The sequence below is a fragment of the Flavobacterium caseinilyticum genome (assembly GCF_004349085.1).
Classification (GTDB): domain Bacteria; phylum Bacteroidota; class Bacteroidia; order Flavobacteriales; family Flavobacteriaceae; genus Flavobacterium; species Flavobacterium caseinilyticum.
Window position 1 is genome coordinate 22284 of sequence record NZ_SMFM01000011.1, and the last position, 23005, is coordinate 45288.

Below are 23005 nucleotides of genomic sequence, written 5' to 3' on the forward strand. Positions count from 1 at the left end.
GTCTTTTTTGAAAATTAAAAAAGTAAAAAAAGAACACTATTTTATTTATTCATAACTTAGCTTAATGAAAATAATCATTTAAAATCTAAACATATGTTTCAAAAAATGACTCTTATAATAATTTTGTTAGCCGTTGTTTCCTGCAAAGATTCGGATGCAAATGAAAAAGAAAAAATAAAAGCCGCCAATTGGCTTTTGGGTAATTGGGAAAGTAAATCAGTTGAGGGCAATCTAACCGAAACTTGGAAAAAAGTAAATGACAGCACGTTTCAAGCTAAGTCTTACTTCATTAAAGAAAAAGACACCTTGCATTTTGAATCCATCACTTTGCAACAAAAAGGGGAAGAATTAACGTATTCAGCTGCCATACAAGGACAAAATAATGACAAACCGGTCGCTTTCAAATTGACCACCGCAACAGAGAAACAAATAATTTTTGAAAATTTGAAACACGATTACCCTCAAAAAATAAGTTATACCCAAATTACGCCTGACAGTTTAGTGGCCAAAATTTCTGGAATCCAACAAGGAAAACCCAGTTCCGAGCAGTTTTCAATGAATAAAATTAAATAAAACCTTATTATTAGGGTCCCTGTTATAACCTTGCTCCAATTAAGCAAGGTTTTTTTATGACATTAAAATACTGTATTTCAATAGTGTAAAAAGTATTTACAAAACCTTATTCATATTTAATCTAAATAAGTTTTGTCAAACCAATATCAGATTATATATTTGCATCGTTATTTTTAATTATTCCAAATAAACGATCATGAAAAATATTTTTACACTATTATTAACTGTATTATTTAGTCTTGCCGGCTTTGCACAACAAGATTCAAATGACATTAAAAACGAGAACATTTTTGCAGCATTCAATAGTCCGTTTGACACTATAAAAAATAAAAAGGGCGGAATTCTTAAAGAAGTTGTTGTAACCCCAAATCAACAAAAAAAATCAGTTTCAGCCCTTAGATCAGGATTAAAACCGATGGATGTTCCTCAAAGCATTCAAATAATAGGGAGCGAAATTATAGGACAACAACAGTCTATCAGACTGAGTGATGTAATAAAGAATATAAACGGTGTTTATGTGGGTTCTGCCCGCGGCGGAGCACAGGAATCTTTCTTTTCACGAGGATATGACATGTCTAGCAATAATATGTTTAAAAACGGATTTCGTTTTAACAGTGGTTCAATTCCAGAAGTAGCTTCATTGGAGAAAGTAGAAGTACTCAAAGGAAGTGCCGCTTTACTCTTTGGAAATGTAGCTCCGGGCGGGATTCTGAATATGGTTACTAAAACTCCTTCTTTCCAAAAAGGAGGAGAAATAGCCATGCAATTGGGAAGCTATTCTTTTTACAGACCATCAGTGGATTTCTATGGTCCCTTAAACGATATAATCGCTTACCGCGTTACAGGTTCCTATGAAAACTCGGAAAGTTTTAGAGAAAATGTAACCAAAGAGCGATTTTACATCAATCCGTCTGTTCTTTTCAAAGCAAGTGATAAAACCGAAATTATCTTACAAGGTGATTATTTAAAAGATGATTGGATTCCCGACTTTGGAACTGCAATCATTGGAAAAGAAATTGTGAATCTTCCCCGCAGTACGTATTTAGGTGCGACTTGGTCCAATGGACAAACTAAGCAAGCTACCGTATCCGCATTGGTAAACCACGATTTTAATAAAAACTGGAAACTAAACTTCAATTCGTCATTTCAGGACTTTAGCAGAACTTCTAAAGGAACGGAACGAATACAGCCAACAGCAAATGGAAACTGGAGCAGACCTTTGGGACAAAATAAAAATATGGAACAAATAATTGGAGAACAATTAAGTCTGCAAGGTAATTTTTCAACGGGAAAAATAAAACACCAACTTTTTACAGGTGTAGATGTTGAAAACTCCTTTACAGAAGCCTATACTTTTACATTCAGCCCTTCTACTTACGGTAGCGGTAACATATTTGATTTCGAAAATTTTGATCAAGGCGGCGCAATACCAAATGCGACAAATACCAGAATCGTAAAAACTGACACCAACCGTTTTGGGATCTATGCACAAGATTTAATTTCAGTTACTGATAAATTTAAAGTATTGGCAGGATTGCGTTGGTCGTGGCAAGAAGCTAAAGTTGATACATATGACTTGGTTAAAAATACAGTTTTAGAAGCTCCAAAACGTAAAGACGAAGCTTTCACTCCCAAAGTTGGACTGGTATTTCAACCGACACATAATACGTCTTTATTTGCCAGCTATTCAAATTCATTTACACCAAATACGGGAACAACAGTAGACCTAAAAGCAATTGAACCTTCCATTATCGACCAATATGAAGTTGGGGTTAAAAAAGATTTCTGGAGAGGATTTTTAAGCACAAACATTACTTTGTACCAAATTACAAACAGCAATTTAGCACAAACCGCCGAGCTTAAAGCCGATGGTTCCAGTAATACAGATAGCTCGATAAAGGTTTTAAGCGGCGAAACGAGCAGCAAAGGAATCGAATTTGACATTACTGCAAAACCGGTTGAAGGCCTGAATATCATCGCGGGTTACAGTTATAACGACATGCGTTACACAAAAACATCTGGTTTAAAAGGTAGTTTAATCGAAGGTGATCGTTTAGCACGAACTCCTGCAAACACTGCTAATTTAAGCTTTTTCTATACATTGCCTTCGGGATTATTAAAAGGTGTATCTATTGGAGCTTTGGGGAATTACATTGGCCAGAGAGTGGGTGGTTGGAACAATCAAATTGATCCATCATTACCTAACGGAATTTATGACAGAGAAATTCCTTTGGAGGGATATACAATAATAGATGTATCGGCTGGATACAACTGGAAACAATTTTCTATCTTGTGCAAATTATCAAATATAACTAATGAGCTGAATTATACCGTTCATGAAAATTACAGCGTCAATCCAATTGCGCCACGTCAGATAATGACAAACTTGAAATATAAATTCTAATTAAACCTTTTTACCGATAACCGGTCTCAAGCATAATCCATTTCACAAAATATAATCAAATGAAAAAGAAAACCTTCAGAAATTTACACAGAGATTTAGGCTATTTCTATATCGGACTCATCGTTTCGTTCGCCATTTCCGGACTTATGATGAACCACAGAGATTCTTGGCATCCTGAAAAATATACGACGGCCACAAAAGCCATAAGCGTAAAATTACCCGCAGAAAGTGAAATTAGTGAAAAATTCGCTAAAGATTTAGGCGAAAAACTAGGCATCGAAGATAAATTCAGACGCCAAACTGTAAAGAAGGATGTATTTAAAATTTCTTTTGAAAAACACGATGTTGAAATTGATATGAAAACCGGAAAGGGTGAAATTGTAACGTTTTTAAAAACGCCAATTATCAGTCAATCCATGAGTCTGCATAAAAACACCTCTAATTTTTGGATTTATTATTCTGATATTTTTGCTTTGAGTTTAATTATAATTGCATTAACCGGAACTGTAATGGTGAAAGGTGGTAAATTCAGTTGGAAAAGCAGAGGCTGGAAACTGGCAGTAGCCGGAGTAATTTTTCCATTGATTTTCCTGTTTTTATTGGCTTAAATTTTAATTCAAAAACATAAAAAATCCCAATGCTGAAAATTTTTCAGTATTGGGATTTTTATTTTATAAATCTATTAAATCTTATTTCAAACCCGCCAAACTGTGTTCGATCGTTTCAATTTTTGCTAAAGCATCTGCTTCTTTTTGTCTTTCGTTTGCCAAAACTTTCTCCGGCGCACCAGCCACAAATTTCTCATTTGCTAATTTATTTTGAACAGATTTTAAGAAACCTTGCGTGTAAACTAACTCAGTCGTAAGTTTAGCAATCTCAGCTTCTACGTCAATATTTCCGGTGATTGGAATGAAATATTCATTCGATTTTACACGGAAAGATAATGCTCCGTCTACTTTATCCGATACATATTTTAACGAGGTGATGTTTCCTAATTTGGTCACAACCGAATCAAAATAAGTGGAAGCTTTATCGTTGTTTACCACTTTCAATTCGATGGTATCTTTAAACGGTATATTTTTGTCTTTACGAATCGTTCGAATTCCGGAAATCACTTCTATTGTATTGTCAAAATCAGCAATTAAAGCTGCGTTAAACGGTTTCATTTCTGGCCAAGTCGAAACGATTAACGCTTCTTCTGGAGTTCTTTCGGCAAGAATCTGCCAAATTTCTTCTGTCAAAAACGGCATAAACGGATGCAATAATTTCATGTTGTTTTCCAACATTTCTATGGCTTTCGCCAAAGTTACACTGTCAATTGGCTGTTGGTAAGCCGGTTTTATCATTTCCAAAAACCAAGAACAGAAATCGTCCCAAACCAATTTGTAAATTGCCATCAATGCATCGGAAATTCTGTATTTCTCGAAATTATCTTCGATTTCCAGAAGTGTTTGTTGCAATTTGGCTTCGTACCATTCGATCGCCACTTTTGAAGATTCCGGTTGTGGAATAGCATCCGAAACTTCCCAACCTTTGATTAGTTTGAAAGCATTCCAAATTTTATTAGTAAACGCTTTTCCTTGGTTACACAATTCTTCATCAAACATAATGTCGTTTCCTGCAGAAGCACTCAAAAGCAATCCTACTCGAACTCCATCGGCACCAAATTTTTCAATCAAGTCTAAAGGATCAGGCGAATTTCCTAATGATTTAGACATTTTGCGTCTTTGTTTGTCACGAACCAAACCAGTCAAATACACATTTGTAAATGGTTTTTTGCCTGTGTATTCATAACCTGCTATAATCATTCTCGCTACCCAGAAAAACAAAATATCCGGGCCGGTTACTAAATCATTTGTTGGATAATAGTATTTAAAATCTTCACTTTCAGGATCCATAATTCCTCCAAAAACCGACATTGGCCATAGCCAAGAAGAGAACCAAGTATCAAGAGCATCAACATCTTGCTTTAAATCTTTTGTTTCAAGTTTAAGGTTTAAAGTTTTCTCTCTAGCTAACTTTAAGGCGTCTTCAATGTTTTCCGCAACCACGAAATCTTCTTTTCCATCGCCATAGAAATATGCAGGAATTTGTTGTCCCCACCATAATTGACGGGATATATTCCAGTCGCGAATGTTATTCAACCAATGGGCGTAGGTATTATTAAAACGTGCAGGGTGCAATTTGATTTCGCCATCTTCCAAAACGGATTTAATTGCCGGTTTTACCAAATCTTCCATTTTCAGGAACCATTGGTCTGATAAACGTGGCTCGATAACGGCTTTCGTTCTTTCCGAAGTTCCCACTTTATTGAGGTGAATTTCTGTTTTTGCTAAAGCTCCAATCGTTTCTAATTCTTTGGCAACAGCCTCACGAACCACGAAACGATCTTGTCCTTGGTAGTGCAATCCAAAACTATTTAAAGTAGCATCTTCATTGAAAATATCCACAATCTCAAGATTATGTTTTTCTCCTAAAGCCTTGTCATTCATATCGTGCGCCGGAGTTACTTTCAAGCAACCCGTACCAAATTCGATATCAACATATTCATCTTCGATAATAGGAATTACTCTTCCGCAAATAGGCACAATTGCTTTTTTGCCTTTGAGATGAGCAAAACGTTCGTCATTTGGATTAATACAAATTGCTGTATCACCAAAAATAGTTTCCGGACGTGTGGTTGCAATCGTCAGAAATTCCTCCCCCAACCCCTCCGAAGGAGGGGAGTCAAGCGCATCGGCTCCCTCTCCTTCGGAGAGGATTTTATATTTTAGGAAATATAGTTTTCCTTGTTGTTCTTCATAAATTACTTCTTCGTCAGACAAAGTAGTTTTCGCTTCGGGATCCCAGTTTACCATTCGATATCCTCTGTAAATCAAACCCTTATTGTATAAATCGACAAAAGAACGAATTACTGATGCTGACATATCAGGATCCATCGTAAACTTAGTTCGCTCCCAGTCGCAAGACGCTCCCAGTTTTTTTAATTGGTCTAAAATTACGCCACCGTATTTATCTGTCCATTCCCACGCATGTGCCAGGAATTCTTCGCGAGTTAAATCATTTTTATTGATTCCTTCGGCTTTCAACTTCGCTACCACTTTTGCTTCGGTTGCAATCGATGCGTGATCTGTTCCCGGGACCCAACAAGCATTAAACCCTTTGAGACGCGCTCTTCTAATCAAGACATCTTGAATGGTGTTGTTCAACATGTGTCCCATATGCAAAACCCCAGTCACATTTGGTGGAGGAATTACAATGGTATATGGTGTTCTGTGATCTGGTTCTGAGTGAAAATAATTATTTTTCATCCAGTAGTCATACCACTTATTCTCAATAGTTTTGGCGTCAAATTGTGCAGGAATTGTCATTTTATCGTGGATTCGTTTACTCGTTAAATTAGATTTTTATTAATTCAGTTAAACAAATAACCAAATAAACAAACAACCTTTTAAATTTTGGTCTGATATTTGTAATTACAATAGGGAACAAAAGTAAATAATTAAGTACAGTATAAAAAGAGAAATATTTATTTGTACATTAATTAAAACAAGTACTTTTACTTTAATGAATTTAAAAAAAATGAAAATGAAAAAAACAATTACTTTAATAGCGATCCTCTTAGTAGGCAGCATCGGTTTTGCTCAAAATGGCCCTAAAATTGTATTTTCTGCCAAAGACAACACTATCGATTATGGAAAGGTGACTAAGAACGAAAACGGCGCGCGCGATTTTATATTTACAAATACTGGAAACGCTCCGTTAATTATCACCAATGTGCTTTCTACATGTGGTTGTACGGTTCCTACAAAACCTACTGAACCAATCATGCCGGGAAAAACAGGAAAAATAACGGTAAAATACAACATGGCTCCTGGGCCAATAAGAAAAACAATAACCGTTGAATCAAATGCGGTAAATTATGAATCGGGAAGAGTTGCTTTGAAAATAAAAGGAGAAGTTATTGCCAATTAATTTCAGAATTATACAAAAATAAAATAAGTTAAACGCTTTTGGAGACCACTTCCAGAAGCGTTTTTATTTTATAAGATATTATATAATTGAAAACTGAATTGTAAGATTTCATTATTGCGTTCCACTTCTAAAGTAATCCATTTTTCATCCTCGGACTTAAAAAAAGAATAAATTTCCTGTAAAGTATATTTATAGGCGGGATTCCTATTTATTGTAATGATTATATCGCCTTTTTGCAATCCGGAATTTGCTGCAGGAGAATTTTCTCTGATATAAGCTATATCGTAAATTGGCTTTAACTGGAATTTATATTTAAAATCACTAGTTATTTTAGAACCTCCAAAGTTTTCCGGAACAGTTTCCAACTTTACAGTCTCTTGAACCCATTGCAAGCCGTTATGCTGCACTTCAACTCCACTTTTATTATAAGTAAAATGATCATTAAAGTCACTATTCTTTTTAAAATACATTTGACTTTCCGGGTAATCAAAAACAACAGTAAATCTTTTCATAATCTCCGCTCCTACTGAGCCCATTCTGTCTGGAACCATACTCACATTTTTAATCGAGTTGGGATCTGGAAAAGCGACTATCGGATTGTTAAATTTAAATCCTGCCATCTCAAATTTTTGAATTTTGGCTCTCTTTCCCTCCACATCGCCGCTAAAACCCCGACCTAAAAAATCATTAAAATTTTTAACAGGAACTTTCAGTAAATCGGAGCGACCTTCAAATAACCAAATTGCGTCGCTGTTCCCTATATCAATCAACAATTTTACAGGAATTTCTATATCGTCCTGAAACACGTTACTATTTATATAAGGCTTAGATTTTTCGATCGATATAGGAACACTGACAAATTTTTTTCGAATCTTTTTCCTGACAGCCTCGTTCTCTTTGTATACCACAATCCTCTTTTTCTGATAATTAATTTCAATTAAATTATTCCTAAAAAACTGAAAACCAATAATTCCGTTGACCGGAATTCCAACATGAGAGGACAGATTAAATTCAGGATCCAAAATGATGTAAAGCATGTGACTCTTACATTTCATAGTACTGAATTCCAAAACATTATTTGTTGATTTTAATCCTTCTACTGCATCCTGACTCCCAAGACCTCTTAAAAATATTTTCTCGGCATTAAAAAAACGTACCTCCTTTTTTTCTTCCAGGCTGAACAATATTGTTTCTTCAACACCGGAATCTAATAAAAAATTCAGTTCCACTCCGTTAACTTTGATGGGTATAAAGACCAAATTATTAATCAATTTGAAGGGCATGCTAACTTTATTTTTGTTTTTTTCAAAAAGAAAACCTTCCTGCGCTGAACTGCTGCAGATACCCAGACTTAAAAAAAACAAAATTACAATTCGGTTCATTTTTGTCGCTTTTTATAAAATTACTAAAAATATCAACCAAAACCATTCTTTAGAAAATATATCCACCTGCTGATTGTGAAAAATTTAAAAAAAAAATCGCAAATTTGCACTTCAATAATTAAGACTATGCCAAAAATATCAAATAAAGGCAAACAAATGCCTGAATCACCAATTCGAAAATTGGTTCCCTACTCAGAAATAGCCAAGAAAAAAGGACATAAAGTCTATCATTTGAACATTGGCCAACCGGATATAAAAACTCCTGAGGTTGCAATGAACGCCGTTAAAAATATCAATTTAACTATTTTGGAATACAGCCACTCTGCCGGAAATGAGAGCTATAGAAAAAAATTAGCTTCTTACTACAGCAATGAAAGTATTCCGGTAAACATCGAGGATATTATAATCACTACTGGTGGATCAGAAGCGCTTATGTTTGCAATGGGAAGTACGATGGATCACGGAGATGAAATCATTATCCCGGAACCTTTTTATGCCAATTACAATGGGTTTTCAACAGCTTCAGGAGTTACTGTAGTGCCTGTAATATCAACAATTGAAACTGGTTTTGCGCTTCCGGCTGTAGAAGATTTTGAAAAACTGATTACTCCAAAAACGAAAGCGATACTTATATGTAATCCAGGAAATCCAACCGGATATTTATATTCTAAAGAAGAAATCATGAAACTGGCAGCATTAGTCAAAAAACATGATTTGTTCCTGATTGCTGATGAAGTATATCGTGAATTCACTTACGATGGTGATATACATTATTCTGTTATGAATGTGCCTGGACTTGAAGAGCACGCGATCATGATTGATTCTGTTTCTAAAAGATACAGTATGTGTGGCGCAAGAATAGGATGTATTGTTTCTAAAAACAAGGAAGTGATGGCTACTGCCATGAAATTTGCACAAGCACGATTAAGCCCTCCTACTATTGAACAAATTGCAAGTGAAGCCGCTCTGGATACACCACAAAGCTATTTTGACGAAGTAATTTCAGAATATAGAGAACGCAGAGATACTTTGATTGAAGAATTAAATAAAATCGAAGGCGTTATTGTAAGCAAACCAAAAGGTGCATTCTACTGCATTGCGCAATTGCCGGTTGAGAACGCTGATGCGTTTGCACAATGGCTTTTAGAAAGTTATGATTTAGATGGTGAAACGGTAATGGTAGCTCCTGCTGCAGGTTTTTATTCCACTTCAGGAATGGGATTAAATCAGGTTCGAATCGCCTATGTTTTGAAAAAAGAAGACTTAATAAGTGCGGTACGCATACTAAAAGCGGCAATTCCAGTTTTCAACGCCATCCATACTTTAGTGTAAGTAAACACATAGCTTTTGATTGACCGAGGAAGCAAATTGAATGATTTTTAAAAAGGCAATAACGAGTTCGTTATTGCCTTTCTTTTTAGGTTCCAAAACGAAACGAGAATCTGCTGATTAACAAATAAAGTAGTCTTAAATAGTACGTGCTATAGAAATTCTTTAATTTTTATTATTTATCTTTACCCCTTAAATATTTATACCAACAATAATAGTTGCTTTTAATGATAAAAAACGAAGAATTTCAAGACGAAATAGGAGACAATCATGTTAGTTTATCCGCAAAAAATCCAGTAAGAGAGGATGCTTTTGATATTACTGATGACGAAAAAATTGAGAAAATAAAAAAACACGTTGAAAGCATTCTTATCACACTTGGGATGGATTTGACAGATGACAGCTTAAAAGGCACACCCAATCGTGTAGCAAAAATGTTTGTGAAAGAAATCTTTGGTGGTTTAAATCCATCCAAAAAACCAAAAGCTTCTACATTTGACAATAATTACAAATACGGCGAAATGCTCGTCGAAAAAAATATTATTGTTTATTCTACCTGCGAACATCACTTATTACCCATTATAGGAAGAGCACATGTTGCTTATATTTCTAACGGAAGAGTAATTGGCTTATCCAAAATGAATCGTATTGTGGAATATTATGCCAAAAGACCTCAGGTTCAAGAGCGTTTAACGATGCAAATTGTTCAGGAATTACAAATCGCTTTGGGCACCGAAGATGTAGCTTGCGTGATTGATGCCAAACACCTTTGCGTAAATTCAAGAGGAATCAGTGATATTGAAAGTAGCACGGTAACCTCCGAATTTGGTGGTAAATTTAAAGATGCAGTAACTCGCAGAGAGTTTTTGGATTATATTAAATTAGAAACTAAGTTCTAGTCCTCTCCCCGACCCTCTCCAAAGGAGAGGGAGCCTGGTCTGAAAAGATCAGAACAAGATTATAACAATTATTAATAACACATTCACGTCTCAGCTCCCTTCCCTTTGGGGAGGGCTGGGGTGGGGAAAACAATAATTTACAATGCCATTATACAGTAGCCAAAATCTAAAAATATACAATTCTCTTTCGGGAGAAAAGGAAGCATTTACACCAATACACGAAGGAAATGTGGGAATGTACGTTTGCGGACCGACGGTTTACAGCAATGTGCATCTTGGAAACGTACGTACTTTTATGTCTTTTGACGTGATTTTCAGGTATTTTTTGCATTTGGATTACAAAGTGCGCTATGTTAGGAACATTACAGATGTAGGTCATATTGTGGATGATGTGGATGAAGGCGAGGATAAAATTGCCAAAAAAGCACGTCTGGAGCAACTGGAACCTATGGAAGTTGTACAACGGTATACCGTAGATTTTCATGACATTCTGAATGAATTTAACTTTTTGCCACCAAGTATTGAGCCAACGGCAACGGGTCATATTATTGAACAAATTGAAATTATAAAAACTATCATTGAAAAAGGAATTGGTTATGAAGCCAATGGATCCGTTTATTTTGATGTGGTAAAATTTAATGAAACCAATCATTACGGACGATTAAGCGGTCGTAATATTGAGGATATGCTTACCAATACCCGTGATCTTGATGGACAAAGTGATAAGAGAAATCCCCAGGATTTTGCACTTTGGAAAAAAGCGGAAGCACAACACATTATGCGTTGGCCTTCGCCATGGAGCGATGGATTTCCGGGATGGCATCTAGAATGTACCGCGATGAGCACCAAATATTTGGGTAATCATTTTGATATTCACGGTGGCGGAATGGATTTGAAATTCCCGCATCATGAATGTGAAATTGCACAAAACGAAGCATGTACCGGACAAACTCCTGTGAATTACTGGATGCATGCCAATATGCTGACTTTGAACGGTAAAAAAATGGCGAAATCAACTGGAAATAATATTTTACCAAGAGAAATATTGACCGGAGAAAATACAATTTTGAGCAAAGCTTTCTCCGCATCGGTTGCACGATTTTTTATGTTACAAGCGCATTACAGAAGCATTCTTGATTTTTCTGACGATGCTATTGTTGCCGCCGAAAAAGGGTACAAACGATTAATGGAAGCGTTGCATTCATTAAAAGAAATCACTGCTGGCGCAAAAAGCTCGATTGATATTGCTGTATGGAAACAATCCTGTTATGATGCAATGAATGACGATTTTAACACCCCAATTTTGATTGCTCAATTGTTTGAAGGCGTTCGCTTTGTCAATTTATTAAAGGATGAAAAAGAAACTTTGAATGCCGATGACTTAAATTATTTTGCAAAAGCTATGCATTCGTTTGTTTTTGATGTTTTGGGATTGGAAGACGAAAAAGTGTCCGACAGCAATAACGACAAATTGGAAGGCACAGTGAATATGCTTATTGAAATGAGAAAACAAGCTCGCGACAATAAGAATTTTGCCTTGTCTGATCAAATCAGAGATCAACTGATTGCATTGGGAATTCAGCTGAAAGATGGTAAAGAAGGAACATCATTTAGTATTTAGTGTTGAATACTCCTTTTTTAATGATTAGGGCAAAATTTCAAATTGAAACTAATAAAATATGATTTCAAAAATTCTCATATTTCCTTTTGTGCTGTTAGTTCGATTTTATCAGGTCGCCATTTCACCATTTACACCTTCCGCTTGCCGATTTGAACCAACTTGCTCTTCCTATATGATTCAAGCATTACAAATTCACGGTTTGTTTTATGGAAGTTTTTTGGGGATAAAACGAATTGTAAGTTGCAATCCTTGGGGAAAAACTGGGTATGACCCTGTTCCTAAAAAAAAATGCGATCATAAACATTAAACTTTTTGAGTATAAATGTACTTTAAAACTCTATTTTTACGACTAATAAATAAATTTAACACTAAATGACACACGCTTTAAACATCGTTTGGAATCCATCAGAAGGAATTGATTTAGGCTTTTTTATCATTCGATATTACAGCTTAATGTTTGTAATTGCTTTTGGATTAGGCTGGTACATCATGAAAAACATCTTTGAACGAGAAGGTGAATCGATAGAAAAATTGGATTCTTTGTTTATCTGGACTGTGTTGGCAACCTTAATTGGTGCGCGTTTGGGACACGTTTTCTTTTACGATTGGGAATATTATCGGAATCATTTATTAGAAATTATTTTACCTTTCCGCTTTTCTCCAAATTTTGAATTTACGGGTTATCAGGGCTTAGCGAGTCATGGTGCTGCTATTTCTATTATAATTGCAATGTACTTTTACAGTAAAAATGTCTTGAAAAGACCACAGTTATGGATTTTGGACCGTGTGGTTATTCCGGTAGCGAGCGGCGCTATTTTTGTACGTTTGGGTAATTTTTTCAATTCGGAAATTATAGGACATGAGACAACTTCGCCCTTTGGAATAAAATTCATCAAAGATCATTTTAGCCCGATGGACGCTGTAAATGCAACTCAAATAGCCAATCCTAAAGATGCTTATACAGCAATTGCAACAGATCCTAAATTTGCCGCTTTATTGGAGCAAGTTCCTGTAAGACATCCTACGCAATTGTATGAAGCATTTAGTTATGTTTTTGTTTTCGCAATCTTATTTTTTATGTATTGGAAAACCGAAAAAAGAAACTACACCGGATTTATTTTTGGAATGTTTTTAGTGCTGCTATTTACAGTACGTTTTATAGTAGAATCCGTTAAGGAAAGTCAAGGTGGTTTCGAAAGTGCCTTAGGCCTTTTTTCTACAGGACAATGGCTCAGTATTCCATTTATACTTATTGGACTTTATTTTATATTTACTGCAGAGAAACCTGTTAGAATATAATATTAAAATAAATCTTTACATCCGATTCTAATAAAAAAGCTTCCAAAATTTTGGAAGCTTTTTATTTTATCTTTTTAATGAAAAATGAGCACTAAACTTTTTGGGAATAGCCTGTTCTGTGTATTCTACACTAAACCAATAATCAGTTGCGGGCATAGGTTGTCCAATATAAGTTCCGTCCCAACCTGAACCATCTGGAAAAATTTGTTTTAAAAACTTACCATATCGGTCAAATATTAAAATTCGGGAACTAGGCTGATCTTGTAAACTAAAAATATTCCAAGTATCGTTGTGCCCATCGTTATTAGGTGTGAAAAATTTAGGATAATTGATTACTAAAATATCATTAATAGTAATCGGCGGGCTACAACCATTTTTGTCTATCACTGTGGCAGAATGTGTTCCTAAAGAAACATATTCAAAAACAGGGCTTTCCTGGAAAGGCCCATTATCCAACTGATACAAATAATCTCCAGAACCGGAAGCAATAATAGTTACTATTTGATTATTGGCAAATGCGTCTGCAACCGTCCAGTTTACACTGTCAAGAGTATTCGAAGGAGTTATCGTAACATTGATAGTCTGTGATATCGCGCATTGATCTGGATTTGGAGTAAAAACATAAGTTCCGCTCGTAGTGTTGTCAATAACAGAAGGCAACCAAGTACCAGTTATTCCATTTGGTGACGTACCATTCAACGCGGGAACAATTCCACCGGTACAAATAGCTAAATCTGTGAAATTTGGCTGAATTAGTGGATTAATTGTAACTGTTAGTGTTTGATTTGTAGCACATTCCGTTACGTTAGGTGTAAAAATGTAGTTCCCACCCGCTGTATTACTTATAGTTGCTGGAGACCAAGTGCCAGCAATACCGTTTGGTGAAGTAGTTGCTAAAGTTGGTGCGGTTGTTCCTGAACAAAAAGCAGGTATCGCAGCAAAGTTTGGAGTTGATTTTGGTGTGACTGTTACGTTCAAGGTTTGAGTCGCGGCACACTGATTTGCATTTGGAGTAAATAAATAATTCCCACTTACTGTATTGTTTATCACAGCTGGTGACCAAGTACCTACAATTCCGTTGGGAGACGTATTAGATAGAATTGGTGCTGCGGTTCCAGAACAAAAAGGTGCAATAGCCGCAAAGTTAGGTGTTACCACAGGTACGATAGTGATAATAACCGTAGTCGGCGTTGATGAAGCACATTGACCAGGAGCGGGATTAAAAGTATACGGTACTGGACCTAAAACTGTAGTATTTACAGTGGCTGGACTCCATGTACCAGTTATATCTATAGAATTTGTTGAATTGGGTGGTAAAACTGGTGCTGTTGCATTTTGACAAACAGTGGTTGGAATCGTAGTAAAAGTTGGTGTTACTAATGGATTTACTGTTACCGTTAGCGTTTGAGTTGTAGCGCAAGGGAATAAAACCGTATTTGGCGTAAATACATAATTGCCGCCAGTGGTATTGTTTATTATTGCGGGAGACCATGTTCCGGTAATGCCATTTGGTGATGTAGCACCTAGTACTGGCGACATGGATCCTGAACAAAAAGGAGCGACTGCAGGGAAATTTGGTGTAACTGTAGAAGTTCCACAAGGCACACTACAAGTAATCGTTTGCGGAGGAACACATGGATGAGTTGCTGAGCTTAATGTTAATGTCGCCGATTGTCCAGGTAACATACCAAAAACCTGAGCATTAGATACACCTGTACTTCCTTTAATAACCGGCCCACCTTGAATGGTATATGAATAAGTGTATGAATTAGAGATCAAAGGATTATTTGACCAATCAAAAAGTACTGAAGAAGCTTTATCGGCTGCGGCAATTTGTGAAGGATCACATCTGAAATTAAGAATCTGGGCTCCATTATCGGCAACAACATTTACAATTATTTGAATACGAGCACTTTCAACTCCTCCGACTGTTTCGCTGACATAATACGATGTGGAACCCACTGCTGCAGTGCTGGGCACAGGCGCAGTAGCAGATGCCGTTCCGCCGGTTACGTTAGTGCCATACCAATTCAAAGTTCCTCCTGATGAAGGTGTTGCGGTTAATGCCGTTGCGGTACTATTTTGACAATAATATACAGGAGAATTGACTGTTGGCGGAGCTGCAAGAAAAGTCAGTCCAACGTTTCGCGAAACGTGACTTTTTAAAAATTCTCCCATATCAAAGCGGGACTCAGATGAGAATAGCAAATAATTAACCACAATATCTTTATAGCTACTTTCATGATTAACATTTTCAATTTTTGCATAAACGCTTTCATTACATAAAAAAGCAACCAAAAAAAGTAGCACGAAAGAATTGATTAGTTTTTGCATTATATGTAAGTTTTTAATTTTAACTATAACAAAGAAGTTTCTCTTAACAAATATTTAGTAAATATATAAAATTTGCTACTTTGATAATACAAACTTTCAATTAATATATAACTTTAGAGATGCTAAGTGATTTTAGAGCATAAAGAAAGATTCATCATTCTATAAAGAAAACAAGAGGCCAAAATCAATATTTGTAGTATCATAGCCTGAATTTACCGTTTTTAATCCAGCATTTGATACATGACGGAAATTTGGTCTTACATCAAATGTAATGTTATTTATCTTAAAAGATATTCCTAAAGCAACGATGTTTGAAAAGGCAAACCCTTCTGATAATCTTTCTGTCTCAGTATCAATAATCATTGGCCCAACACTTCCCGAAACATAGATACTAGCCGTTTTTAAAATTGGTTTTCGCATCAAGAACCCAATATTCAAAACATATTCCTTTATATCTTTTAGCTTGGTATATCTTTCCCGTTTCTCAATGTAATTGGGATCATCAGGCTTTACAAAATAAAAGTTCAAAAGTTGATGCTTTGCAAAGTTTAGTTCTGGTTGTAATAAAAACTCATATTCTAAATGCTTTGTTTGTAAGACTGAATAGTATACTTGTAATTTATAATACCTGTTACTATACGAATAATTAGTGTTTTTTAATTCATTTCCAATACCATATGCAAAGCCGAATTTCACTTTACTCAATTTATCTTGAGCGTAAAAAGACTTTGAAATAAAGATAAAAATTAAAATAAAAACTATTTTTTTATACATGAAATTTATTTTTAAAACCAACACATTCCACCCATTTTAAGTACTACTATAAAATTAAAAAAGCATTCATAAATTAAAAAAAAAAGAGATTCAACTTTCGCCGAATCTCTTTTTTAAATTAAATTAAAAGCAATTTTACTCTTCTAAATGTGCATTTTCAACTCTGTTTTTATCTTCTTTTGAAATTGTATCAACTAATACTGGTGTTGCGATGAATAATGAAGAATATGTTCCTACAATGATACCGACCAACATAGCGAATATAAATCCTCTTATAGATTCTCCACCAAATACAAACATGATCAACAAAACAACAATCATAGTCAATGAAGTATTGATCGTTCTTGACATTGTTGTATTAATAGACTGATTTACGATTTCGGCAAAAGTTCCTTTTGTTTTACCAGCTAAATATTCACGAACCCTGTCAAATACGATAACAGTATCATTCATCGAATATCCAATAACGGTTAGAATCGCAGCGATAAAATGCTGATCTATTTCCATACCAAAAGGCATGAACTTATAACATAAAGAGTAAATTCCCAAAACAAAAATAACATCATGTGCAACAGCAGCAATGGCACCTAAGCTATATTGCCATTTTCTGTAACTGATCATCAAGTATAAAAACACTATAGCCAATGCTCCAAGTACAGCCCAGTAAGCATTTGTTTTAATGTCTTCTGCTACTGTCGGACCAACTTTAGATGCTAATAAAATACCTGTTTTTTTACCATCATAAGCATTTACAAATTTCTCGTAGGTCATGTCTGCTGAAAAATGCTTTTTTAAAGTAGCAAACAACAATCTATTCACTTCTTCATCCGCTTTAATTCCTGGCTCTTGAACTTTGTATTTTGTTGTGATTTTTAATTGATTATCACTACCAAAAACTTTTACTTCTGCATTACCATCAAAAACTTTTGCTAATTCTGTTTTTACAGTTTCTGGTTCAATTGGTTTTTCAAAACGCACTTGGAATGTTCTCCCTCCTACAAAATCAACTCCTTGATCCAGACCGTTTGTCGCTAATGAAATAACACTAATAATTACAACGATACTAGAAAATAAATAGGTCCATTTTTTCATTCCTAAGAAATCAAAATGAAAGTTATTAAACATATTCTTAGAAAAATTTGTTACAAATGTCAAATTATTCTTTTTGCTTATGTTCCAGTCAATAAAGATTCTTGCAATAAAAATAGATGTAAATAACGACGTTACTATACCAATTAATAATGTTGTAGCAAAACCTTTAATTGGTCCTGAACCAAAGATAAACAATACAGCTCCAGTTAAAATATGCGTAACATTCGCATCTGTAATAGATGACATCGCACCTCTCCAGCTGTACGACGTTTTCACAGCTTCTTCTAATGTTTTACCAGCACGTAATTCTTCTTTTGCTCTTTCATAAATAATGATATTCGCATCCACTGCCGTACCCATTGTAAGAACAATACCTGCAATACCCGGCAATGTTAATACTGCTCCAAGACTTGCTAAAATTCCGAATAAGAATAATAAGTTAACCGCTAACGCGACATTAGCATACCAACCCGCTTTACCATAATAGATCATCATCCAAAGTGATACTAAAAGCAATCCTATCAATGCGGAATTCGTACCATTGTCAATTGCCTCCTGACCTAAGGATGGTCCTACCACTTCTGATTGAACAATATCTGCAGCAGCAGGAAGTTTACCCGCTCTTAAAACATTTGCTAAATCTTTAGTTTGTGTTACATCAAAAGTACCAGAAATTTCAGATCTTCCACCAGAAATTGGACCACTTGAAACACCCGGTGCTGAATATACTACATCATCCAAAACAATAGCAATATTGCTTTTTTGAGTAAATGCTCTACCGGTCAATTCTTCCCAAGTTTTAGCTCCCTGGCCATTCATTTGCATAGAAACCGCTGGTTTACCCAATTGGTCAAATGTATCGCTTGCATCTGTAACAACACCACCAGCCATGGCTGGAACATTGTCTCTGTTTCCTTTTAATGCATACAATTCTAATACTTCAACATTTTTACCCTTTGCATCTTTGATTGTAGTTGGAATACCCCATACAAATTTTGCATAACGTTGGTCACCAGCCAATAAAACTTTAATGTCAGCTCTTTTCAAATATCCGTTTACAACGGCAGTATCTTTTGGAGAGAAAAGACCTAAAACTGGACCACCACCTTGACCGATAATTTTATCAAATAGAGGATTTTCACCTTTATTAGCTGTAGTTGAATCTTTAGCATCCGTCAGTAATGCACTTAACGAATCTTTTACCACTGGTTGTACTTCGGTAGTTTTTATTTCAGTTCTTTTCAATGACTCATTTGCAGCCATTAGAAAGTTACCAATTTCTTCAATTTTATATGTTTCCCAGAACTCTAATTGAGCGGTACTTTGTAATAATTTCTTGATTCTGTCTACATCCTTAGCCCCCGGAAGCTCTACTAGAATTCTTCCAGATTCTCCTAATTTTTGAATATTAGGCTGAGTTACACCGAATTTGTCGATTCGTTTTCTTAATACTCCAAAAGCACTTTCTACAGATTCGTCTACTTTTCTTGAGATTACCTTTTTTACTTGTGCATCAGTCATTTGAAAATCAACTCCACCTTCACCCTGCAAACTTCTGTTTGCGAAAATGTCCGGAGACGCCAGTTTTACGGTTCCTTTTGAATTTGCATCAAAAGCATCATAAAAAGCATCTAAATAACTTTGATTTCCTTTTTGGTTTGCAGTAGCATCAGCCAAAGACTTGTTGAAAACAGGATTTTTTGAATTATTAGATAAACCTTTTAAAATATCTTTAACCGAAATTTGAAGTATAACATTAATACCACCTTCTAAATCAAGACCTTTATTGATCTGCTTATCACTTACTTCATTAAAAGTAAAATCGGTAAATCCAAGGTTAAATACTTTTTCTTTACCAATAGAATCTAAATATTTTACTTCTTTGTCAGCATTTCCATTGGCAAAAGATTTTGCATCGTTTTTTACTTTACTTGCGACAAAAGTGAAAGAAAGTTGGTAAATACTTACCAATGCAAATAGAATTGCGAAAAATTTAATAAGTCCTTTATTCTGCATTATTACTAAAAATTAATTATTTTTTATTTATTTATTTTTGCTTTAAACCTTATAGAATAAGACTTGACGTTGTTTTTTTAATTTAAAAAAGAAAATCCCGAATTACATTATTTTTTTAAACCGAGCAAATATATAATTAACGTTAAGATTAACCAATTTATTTATAGATTAATCTCAAGAAAAAGACTGCAAAGCTGCAGTCTTCTCTTTTTTATATATAAATTTTTATACCAAAATCGATTTTAAAGCGTCATTCATTTGTCTAACTGCATCTGCACTTTTAGAAAATAAGGCTTTTTCTGCATCGTTTAGTTTAATGTCAAGAATTTCTTCTACTCCATTTTTACCAATAATACATGGAACACCAATACAGATATCATTTTGTCCATATTCTCCTTCAACAAAAACAGAACAAGCAATCATTTTCTTTTGATCATTCAAAATACTGTCCACCAAGAAAGCAACTGAAGCTCCCGGAGCATACCAAGCTGATGTTCCAAGAAGGCCTGTAAGTGTAGCTCCACCTACCATAGTATCAGCAGCTACTTTTTGCAATTCTTCCTCTGATAAAAATTGAGAAACCGGAATTCCGTTATAAGAAGCCAATCTTGTCAAAGGAATCATAGTGGTATCACCATGTCCACCGATAACCATTGCTGAAATATCATTAGCTGGTTTGTCTAAAGCCAAAGACAAATACGTTCTAAAACGAGAGCTGTCTAATGCTCCACCCATACCAATAATTCTGTTTTTTGGCAATCCGGTAGATTTTAATGCCAAATAAGTCATGGTGTCCATTGGATTGGAAACTACCACTATAATCGTATCAGGTGAATGCTTTAATACATTTTCAGCAACAGTTTTCACAATTCCTGCATTTATACCTATCAATTCTTCACGAGTCATTCCTGGTTTTCTTGGAATACCTGATGTAATTACCACTACATCACTCCCTGCTGTTTTAGAATAATCATTGGTAACGCCTGATACTTTAGTATTAAAACCTGTGTTTGTAGCACATTGCATGATATCTAGTGCTTTACCTTCAGCAAAACCTTCTCTGATATCCAATAATACTACCTCACTTGCAATCCCTCTATAAGAAATTACATCCGCACATGTTGCTCCTACATTTCCTGCTCCTACAATGGTAACTTTCATATTTTAAAATTTATTCGGTTATTTGTTAATTCGGTTATTTGTTAATCTGTTACTATTTTCTAAATAAAAAAGAATGATCAATCCAGTTATGCATCAATCTTAGCATAAACAGCATTTTTCTCAATAAATTCTCTTCTAGGCGGTACCTCATCACCCATTAACATAGAGAAAACTCTATCAGCTTCCGCCAAACTGTCAATAGTTACCTGACGCAAAGTTCTGAAACCAGGATCCATTGTGGTTTCCCATAATTGCTCCGCATTCATCTCCCCAAGACCTTTATAACGTTGAATTCCTGCGCTTCCGCCCATTCTTTCGTTCGCCTGATCACGTTGCAGGTCATTCCAAGCGTATTCTTTTTTGTTTCCTTTTTTAACTAAATACAAAGGTGGTGCAGCAATGTATACGTGACCTTCTTCGATTAATTCTTTCATAAATCTAAAGAAGAACGTTAAAATTAAAGTAGAAATGTGACTACCATCGACATCGGCATCACACATAATAATTACTTTATGGTAACGCAGTTTTGAAATATTCAATGCTTTGCTGTCTTCTTCTGTGCCAATGGTCACACCAAGGGCCGTGAATATATTTCTGATTTCTTCGTTTTCAAAAACTTTGTGATGCATCGCTTTTTCCACATTCAAAATCTTACCACGCAATGGCAAAATAGCCTGAAATGCACGATCACGACCTTGTTTTGCAGTTCCACCTGCCGAATCTCCCTCGACAAGATATACTTCACATTTTGCAGGATCTTGTTCAGAACAATCAGATAATTTCCCTGGTAATCCGCCACCACCCATTACGGTTTTGCGTTGCACCATTTCACGGGCTTTTTTGGCTGCGTGACGCGCTTGTGCTGCTAAAATTACTTTTTGAACAATGATACGTGCATCATTTGGATTTTCTTCCAAATAATTCTCAATCATTTCACTCACCGCTTGACTTACCGGAGAAACGACTTCTCTATTTCCAAGTTTTGTTTTAGTTTGCCCTTCAAATTGTGGTTCCGCAACTTTTACTGAAATAATTGCCGTAAGTCCTTCACGGAAGTCATCCCCAGAAATATCAAACTTCAATTTGTCTAACATTCCTGAAGCATCCGCATATTTCTTAAGCGATCTGGTTAGACCAGTTCTAAAACCTTGTAAGTGAGTTCCTCCTTCGTGTGTATTGATATTATTTACATACGAGAAAATATTTTCGGTATAACTTGTATTATAAATTAACGCAACTTCAACCGGAATTTCTCCCTTTTCATTATCCATCGAAATCACGTGGGCGATGATTGGCTCACGATTTCCATCCAAATAACGGATATATTCTTTTAAACCTTCATCAGAATGAAAGATTTCAGAAACAAAATTTCCGTCTTTATCTAATTCTCTTTTGTCAGTAAAAGTAATTGTAATTCCTTTATTCAAATAGGACAATTCACGCATACGAGCAGATAAAGTATCGTAAGAATACTCTATTGTTTGCGTAAATATGGATGGATCTGGGTAAAAAGTAACGATTGTTCCTCTTTTTGTCGTTTCACCAATTTGTTTTACAGGATATAATGCTTTTCCTTTTTCGTATTCTTGTTCGTATATTTTACCATCGCTACTGTGAACGGTAGCTCTCAAATGATTCGATAAAGCGTTTACTACAGAAACCCCGACACCGTGAAGTCCTCCAGAAACTTTATAAGAATCTTTATCAAATTTTCCTCCGGCGCCAATTTTAGTCATTACAACTTCCAATGCCGAAACACCTTCTTTTTTATGAATTCCAACTGGAATACCACGACCGTTGTCTTCTACAGTAACAGATCCATCTTCGTTAATATCAACAATTATGGTATCACAATGGCCTCCCATCGCTTCATCGATAGAGTTATCTACGACCTCATAAACTAAATGATGCAGTCCTCGAACACCTACATCTCCAATATACATTGAAGGACGCATTCTTACGTGCTCCATTCCCTCTAATGCCTGAATACTATCTGCTGAATAACTGTCCTTCTTGATTTCTTCGCTCATATATTTTATTCTAAAAAAATGTAATTTTTGTATAACACGCAAATATATAAAAACGTAAATTATATAACAGTTAAAATCAATTTTTAAGCCTTTAAGTTATTAACATTTGTTCATAT

General features: G+C 35.2%; 16 protein-coding genes. 9 read left to right on the forward strand and 7 right to left on the reverse strand.

Annotated elements, in window-relative coordinates; all coding sequences use genetic code 11:
• The first annotated feature begins 105 nt into the window (after window positions 1-105).
• The 3 genes from E0F89_RS16005 to E0F89_RS16015 all read left to right on the forward strand — a co-directional run bounded on the left by E0F89_RS16005 (window position 106) and on the right by E0F89_RS16015 (window position 3585).
• A complete protein-coding gene (locus tag E0F89_RS16005; protein WP_317126104.1) occupies window positions 106-573 on the forward strand; it encodes a DUF6265 family protein in 468 nt (155 codons plus the stop codon).
• A 196-nt stretch (window positions 574-769) separates the two neighbouring features.
• Window positions 770-2977 (forward strand): TonB-dependent siderophore receptor, encoded by a 2208-nt coding sequence (locus tag E0F89_RS16010; RefSeq protein ID WP_131910737.1) that lies wholly within the window; start codon window positions 770-772, stop codon window positions 2975-2977.
• Window positions 2978-3036: 59 nt separating this feature from the next.
• Complete coding sequence (locus E0F89_RS16015) at window positions 3037-3585, forward strand: PepSY-associated TM helix domain-containing protein (RefSeq protein WP_131910738.1); 549 nt, start codon at window positions 3037-3039, stop codon at window positions 3583-3585.
• Window positions 3586-3666: 81 nt separating this feature from the next.
• On the opposite strand, the gene E0F89_RS16020 is transcribed toward E0F89_RS16015, so the two are convergent.
• Window positions 3667-6348 carry a valine--tRNA ligase gene (locus E0F89_RS16020; RefSeq protein WP_131910739.1) on the reverse strand — a complete coding sequence of 894 codons (2682 nt, stop codon included), beginning with the start codon at window positions 6346-6348 and terminating at the stop codon, window positions 3667-3669.
• A 217-nt stretch (window positions 6349-6565) separates the two neighbouring features.
• Here E0F89_RS16020 and E0F89_RS16025 point away from each other — a divergent pair, with 217 nt between their 5' ends.
• Entirely contained in the window at window positions 6566-6952 is a 387-nt protein-coding gene (locus E0F89_RS16025) for a DUF1573 domain-containing protein (RefSeq protein ID WP_131910740.1), read from the forward strand.
• 68 nt (window positions 6953-7020) lie between these two features.
• Here the strand turns inward: E0F89_RS16025 and E0F89_RS16030 are convergent, their stop codons facing one another.
• Entirely contained in the window at window positions 7021-8334 is a 1314-nt protein-coding gene (locus tag E0F89_RS16030) for a PDZ domain-containing protein (protein ID WP_131910741.1), read from the reverse strand.
• A 126-nt stretch (window positions 8335-8460) separates the two neighbouring features.
• Here E0F89_RS16030 and E0F89_RS16035 point away from each other — a divergent pair, with 126 nt between their 5' ends.
• The 5 genes from E0F89_RS16035 to lgt all read left to right on the forward strand — a co-directional run bounded on the left by E0F89_RS16035 (window position 8461) and on the right by lgt (window position 13482).
• A complete protein-coding gene (locus E0F89_RS16035; RefSeq protein ID WP_131910742.1) occupies window positions 8461-9666 on the forward strand; it encodes a pyridoxal phosphate-dependent aminotransferase in 1206 nt (401 codons plus the stop codon).
• Window positions 9667-9890: 224 nt separating this feature from the next.
• A complete protein-coding gene (gene folE, locus E0F89_RS16040; RefSeq protein WP_131910743.1) occupies window positions 9891-10562 on the forward strand; it encodes a GTP cyclohydrolase I FolE in 672 nt (223 codons plus the stop codon).
• A 142-nt stretch (window positions 10563-10704) separates the two neighbouring features.
• Complete coding sequence (gene cysS, locus E0F89_RS16045; protein ID WP_131910744.1) at window positions 10705-12183, forward strand: cysteine--tRNA ligase; 1479 nt, start codon at window positions 10705-10707, stop codon at window positions 12181-12183.
• 58 nt (window positions 12184-12241) lie between these two features.
• On the forward strand, window positions 12242-12490 hold the full coding sequence (gene yidD / locus E0F89_RS16050) for a membrane protein insertion efficiency factor YidD (RefSeq protein ID WP_131910745.1): 249 nt from the start codon (window positions 12242-12244) through the stop codon (window positions 12488-12490).
• 65 nt (window positions 12491-12555) lie between these two features.
• Complete coding sequence (gene lgt / locus E0F89_RS16055; RefSeq protein WP_131910746.1) at window positions 12556-13482, forward strand: prolipoprotein diacylglyceryl transferase; 927 nt, start codon at window positions 12556-12558, stop codon at window positions 13480-13482.
• A gap of 66 nt (window positions 13483-13548) precedes the next feature.
• Here lgt and E0F89_RS16060 read toward each other — a convergent pair whose 3' ends face one another.
• The 5 genes from E0F89_RS16060 to gyrB all read right to left on the reverse strand — a co-directional run bounded on the left by E0F89_RS16060 (window position 13549) and on the right by gyrB (window position 22889).
• The gene (locus tag E0F89_RS16060; RefSeq protein ID WP_131910747.1) at window positions 13549-15816 is read right to left on the reverse strand and encodes a T9SS type B sorting domain-containing protein; all 2268 of its coding nucleotides are present in this window, start codon (window positions 15814-15816) and stop codon (window positions 13549-13551) included.
• A gap of 159 nt (window positions 15817-15975) precedes the next feature.
• Complete coding sequence (locus tag E0F89_RS16065; protein WP_131910748.1) at window positions 15976-16590, reverse strand: acyloxyacyl hydrolase; 615 nt, start codon at window positions 16588-16590, stop codon at window positions 15976-15978.
• 135 nt (window positions 16591-16725) lie between these two features.
• Window positions 16726-19698 carry a protein translocase subunit SecDF gene (gene secDF, locus E0F89_RS16070; protein ID WP_131910749.1) on the reverse strand — a complete coding sequence of 991 codons (2973 nt, stop codon included), beginning with the start codon at window positions 19696-19698 and terminating at the stop codon, window positions 16726-16728.
• A gap of 225 nt (window positions 19699-19923) precedes the next feature.
• Complete coding sequence (gene mdh, locus E0F89_RS16075; RefSeq protein WP_131910750.1) at window positions 19924-20859, reverse strand: malate dehydrogenase; 936 nt, start codon at window positions 20857-20859, stop codon at window positions 19924-19926.
• 86 nt (window positions 20860-20945) lie between these two features.
• A complete protein-coding gene (gyrB, locus tag E0F89_RS16080) occupies window positions 20946-22889 on the reverse strand; it encodes a DNA topoisomerase (ATP-hydrolyzing) subunit B (protein ID WP_131910751.1) in 1944 nt (647 codons plus the stop codon).
• Between the last annotated feature and the right edge of the window lie 116 nt (window positions 22890-23005).

What these genes read in the sequence shown, in the direction of transcription:
- E0F89_RS16060 (WP_131910747.1), bottom strand. Translation starts at nt 15,816, where the DNA reads ATGCAAAAACTAATCAATTCTTTCGTGCTACTTTTTTTGGTTGCTTTT.
- yidD (WP_131910745.1), top strand. Translation starts at nt 12,242, where the DNA reads ATGATTTCAAAAATTCTCATATTTCCTTTTGTGCTGTTAGTTCGATTT.
- mdh (WP_131910750.1), bottom strand. Translation starts at nt 20,859, where the DNA reads ATGAAAGTTACCATTGTAGGAGCAGGAAATGTAGGAGCAACATGTGCG.
- E0F89_RS16015 (WP_131910738.1), top strand. Translation starts at nt 3,037, where the DNA reads ATGAAAAAGAAAACCTTCAGAAATTTACACAGAGATTTAGGCTATTTC.
- E0F89_RS16010 (WP_131910737.1), top strand. Translation starts at nt 770, where the DNA reads ATGAAAAATATTTTTACACTATTATTAACTGTATTATTTAGTCTTGCC.
- lgt (WP_131910746.1), top strand. Translation starts at nt 12,556, where the DNA reads ATGACACACGCTTTAAACATCGTTTGGAATCCATCAGAAGGAATTGAT.
- E0F89_RS16005 (WP_317126104.1), top strand. Translation starts at nt 106, where the DNA reads ATGACTCTTATAATAATTTTGTTAGCCGTTGTTTCCTGCAAAGATTCG.
- E0F89_RS16025 (WP_131910740.1), top strand. Translation starts at nt 6,566, where the DNA reads ATGAAAAAAACAATTACTTTAATAGCGATCCTCTTAGTAGGCAGCATC.
- E0F89_RS16065 (WP_131910748.1), bottom strand. Translation starts at nt 16,590, where the DNA reads ATGTATAAAAAAATAGTTTTTATTTTAATTTTTATCTTTATTTCAAAG.
- cysS (WP_131910744.1), top strand. Translation starts at nt 10,705, where the DNA reads ATGCCATTATACAGTAGCCAAAATCTAAAAATATACAATTCTCTTTCG.
- secDF (WP_131910749.1), bottom strand. Translation starts at nt 19,698, where the DNA reads ATGCAGAATAAAGGACTTATTAAATTTTTCGCAATTCTATTTGCATTG.
- E0F89_RS16020 (WP_131910739.1), bottom strand. Translation starts at nt 6,348, where the DNA reads ATGACAATTCCTGCACAATTTGACGCCAAAACTATTGAGAATAAGTGG.
- E0F89_RS16030 (WP_131910741.1), bottom strand. Translation starts at nt 8,334, where the DNA reads ATGAACCGAATTGTAATTTTGTTTTTTTTAAGTCTGGGTATCTGCAGC.
- gyrB (WP_131910751.1), bottom strand. Translation starts at nt 22,889, where the DNA reads ATGAGCGAAGAAATCAAGAAGGACAGTTATTCAGCAGATAGTATTCAG.
- E0F89_RS16035 (WP_131910742.1), top strand. Translation starts at nt 8,461, where the DNA reads ATGCCAAAAATATCAAATAAAGGCAAACAAATGCCTGAATCACCAATT.
- folE (WP_131910743.1), top strand. Translation starts at nt 9,891, where the DNA reads ATGATAAAAAACGAAGAATTTCAAGACGAAATAGGAGACAATCATGTT.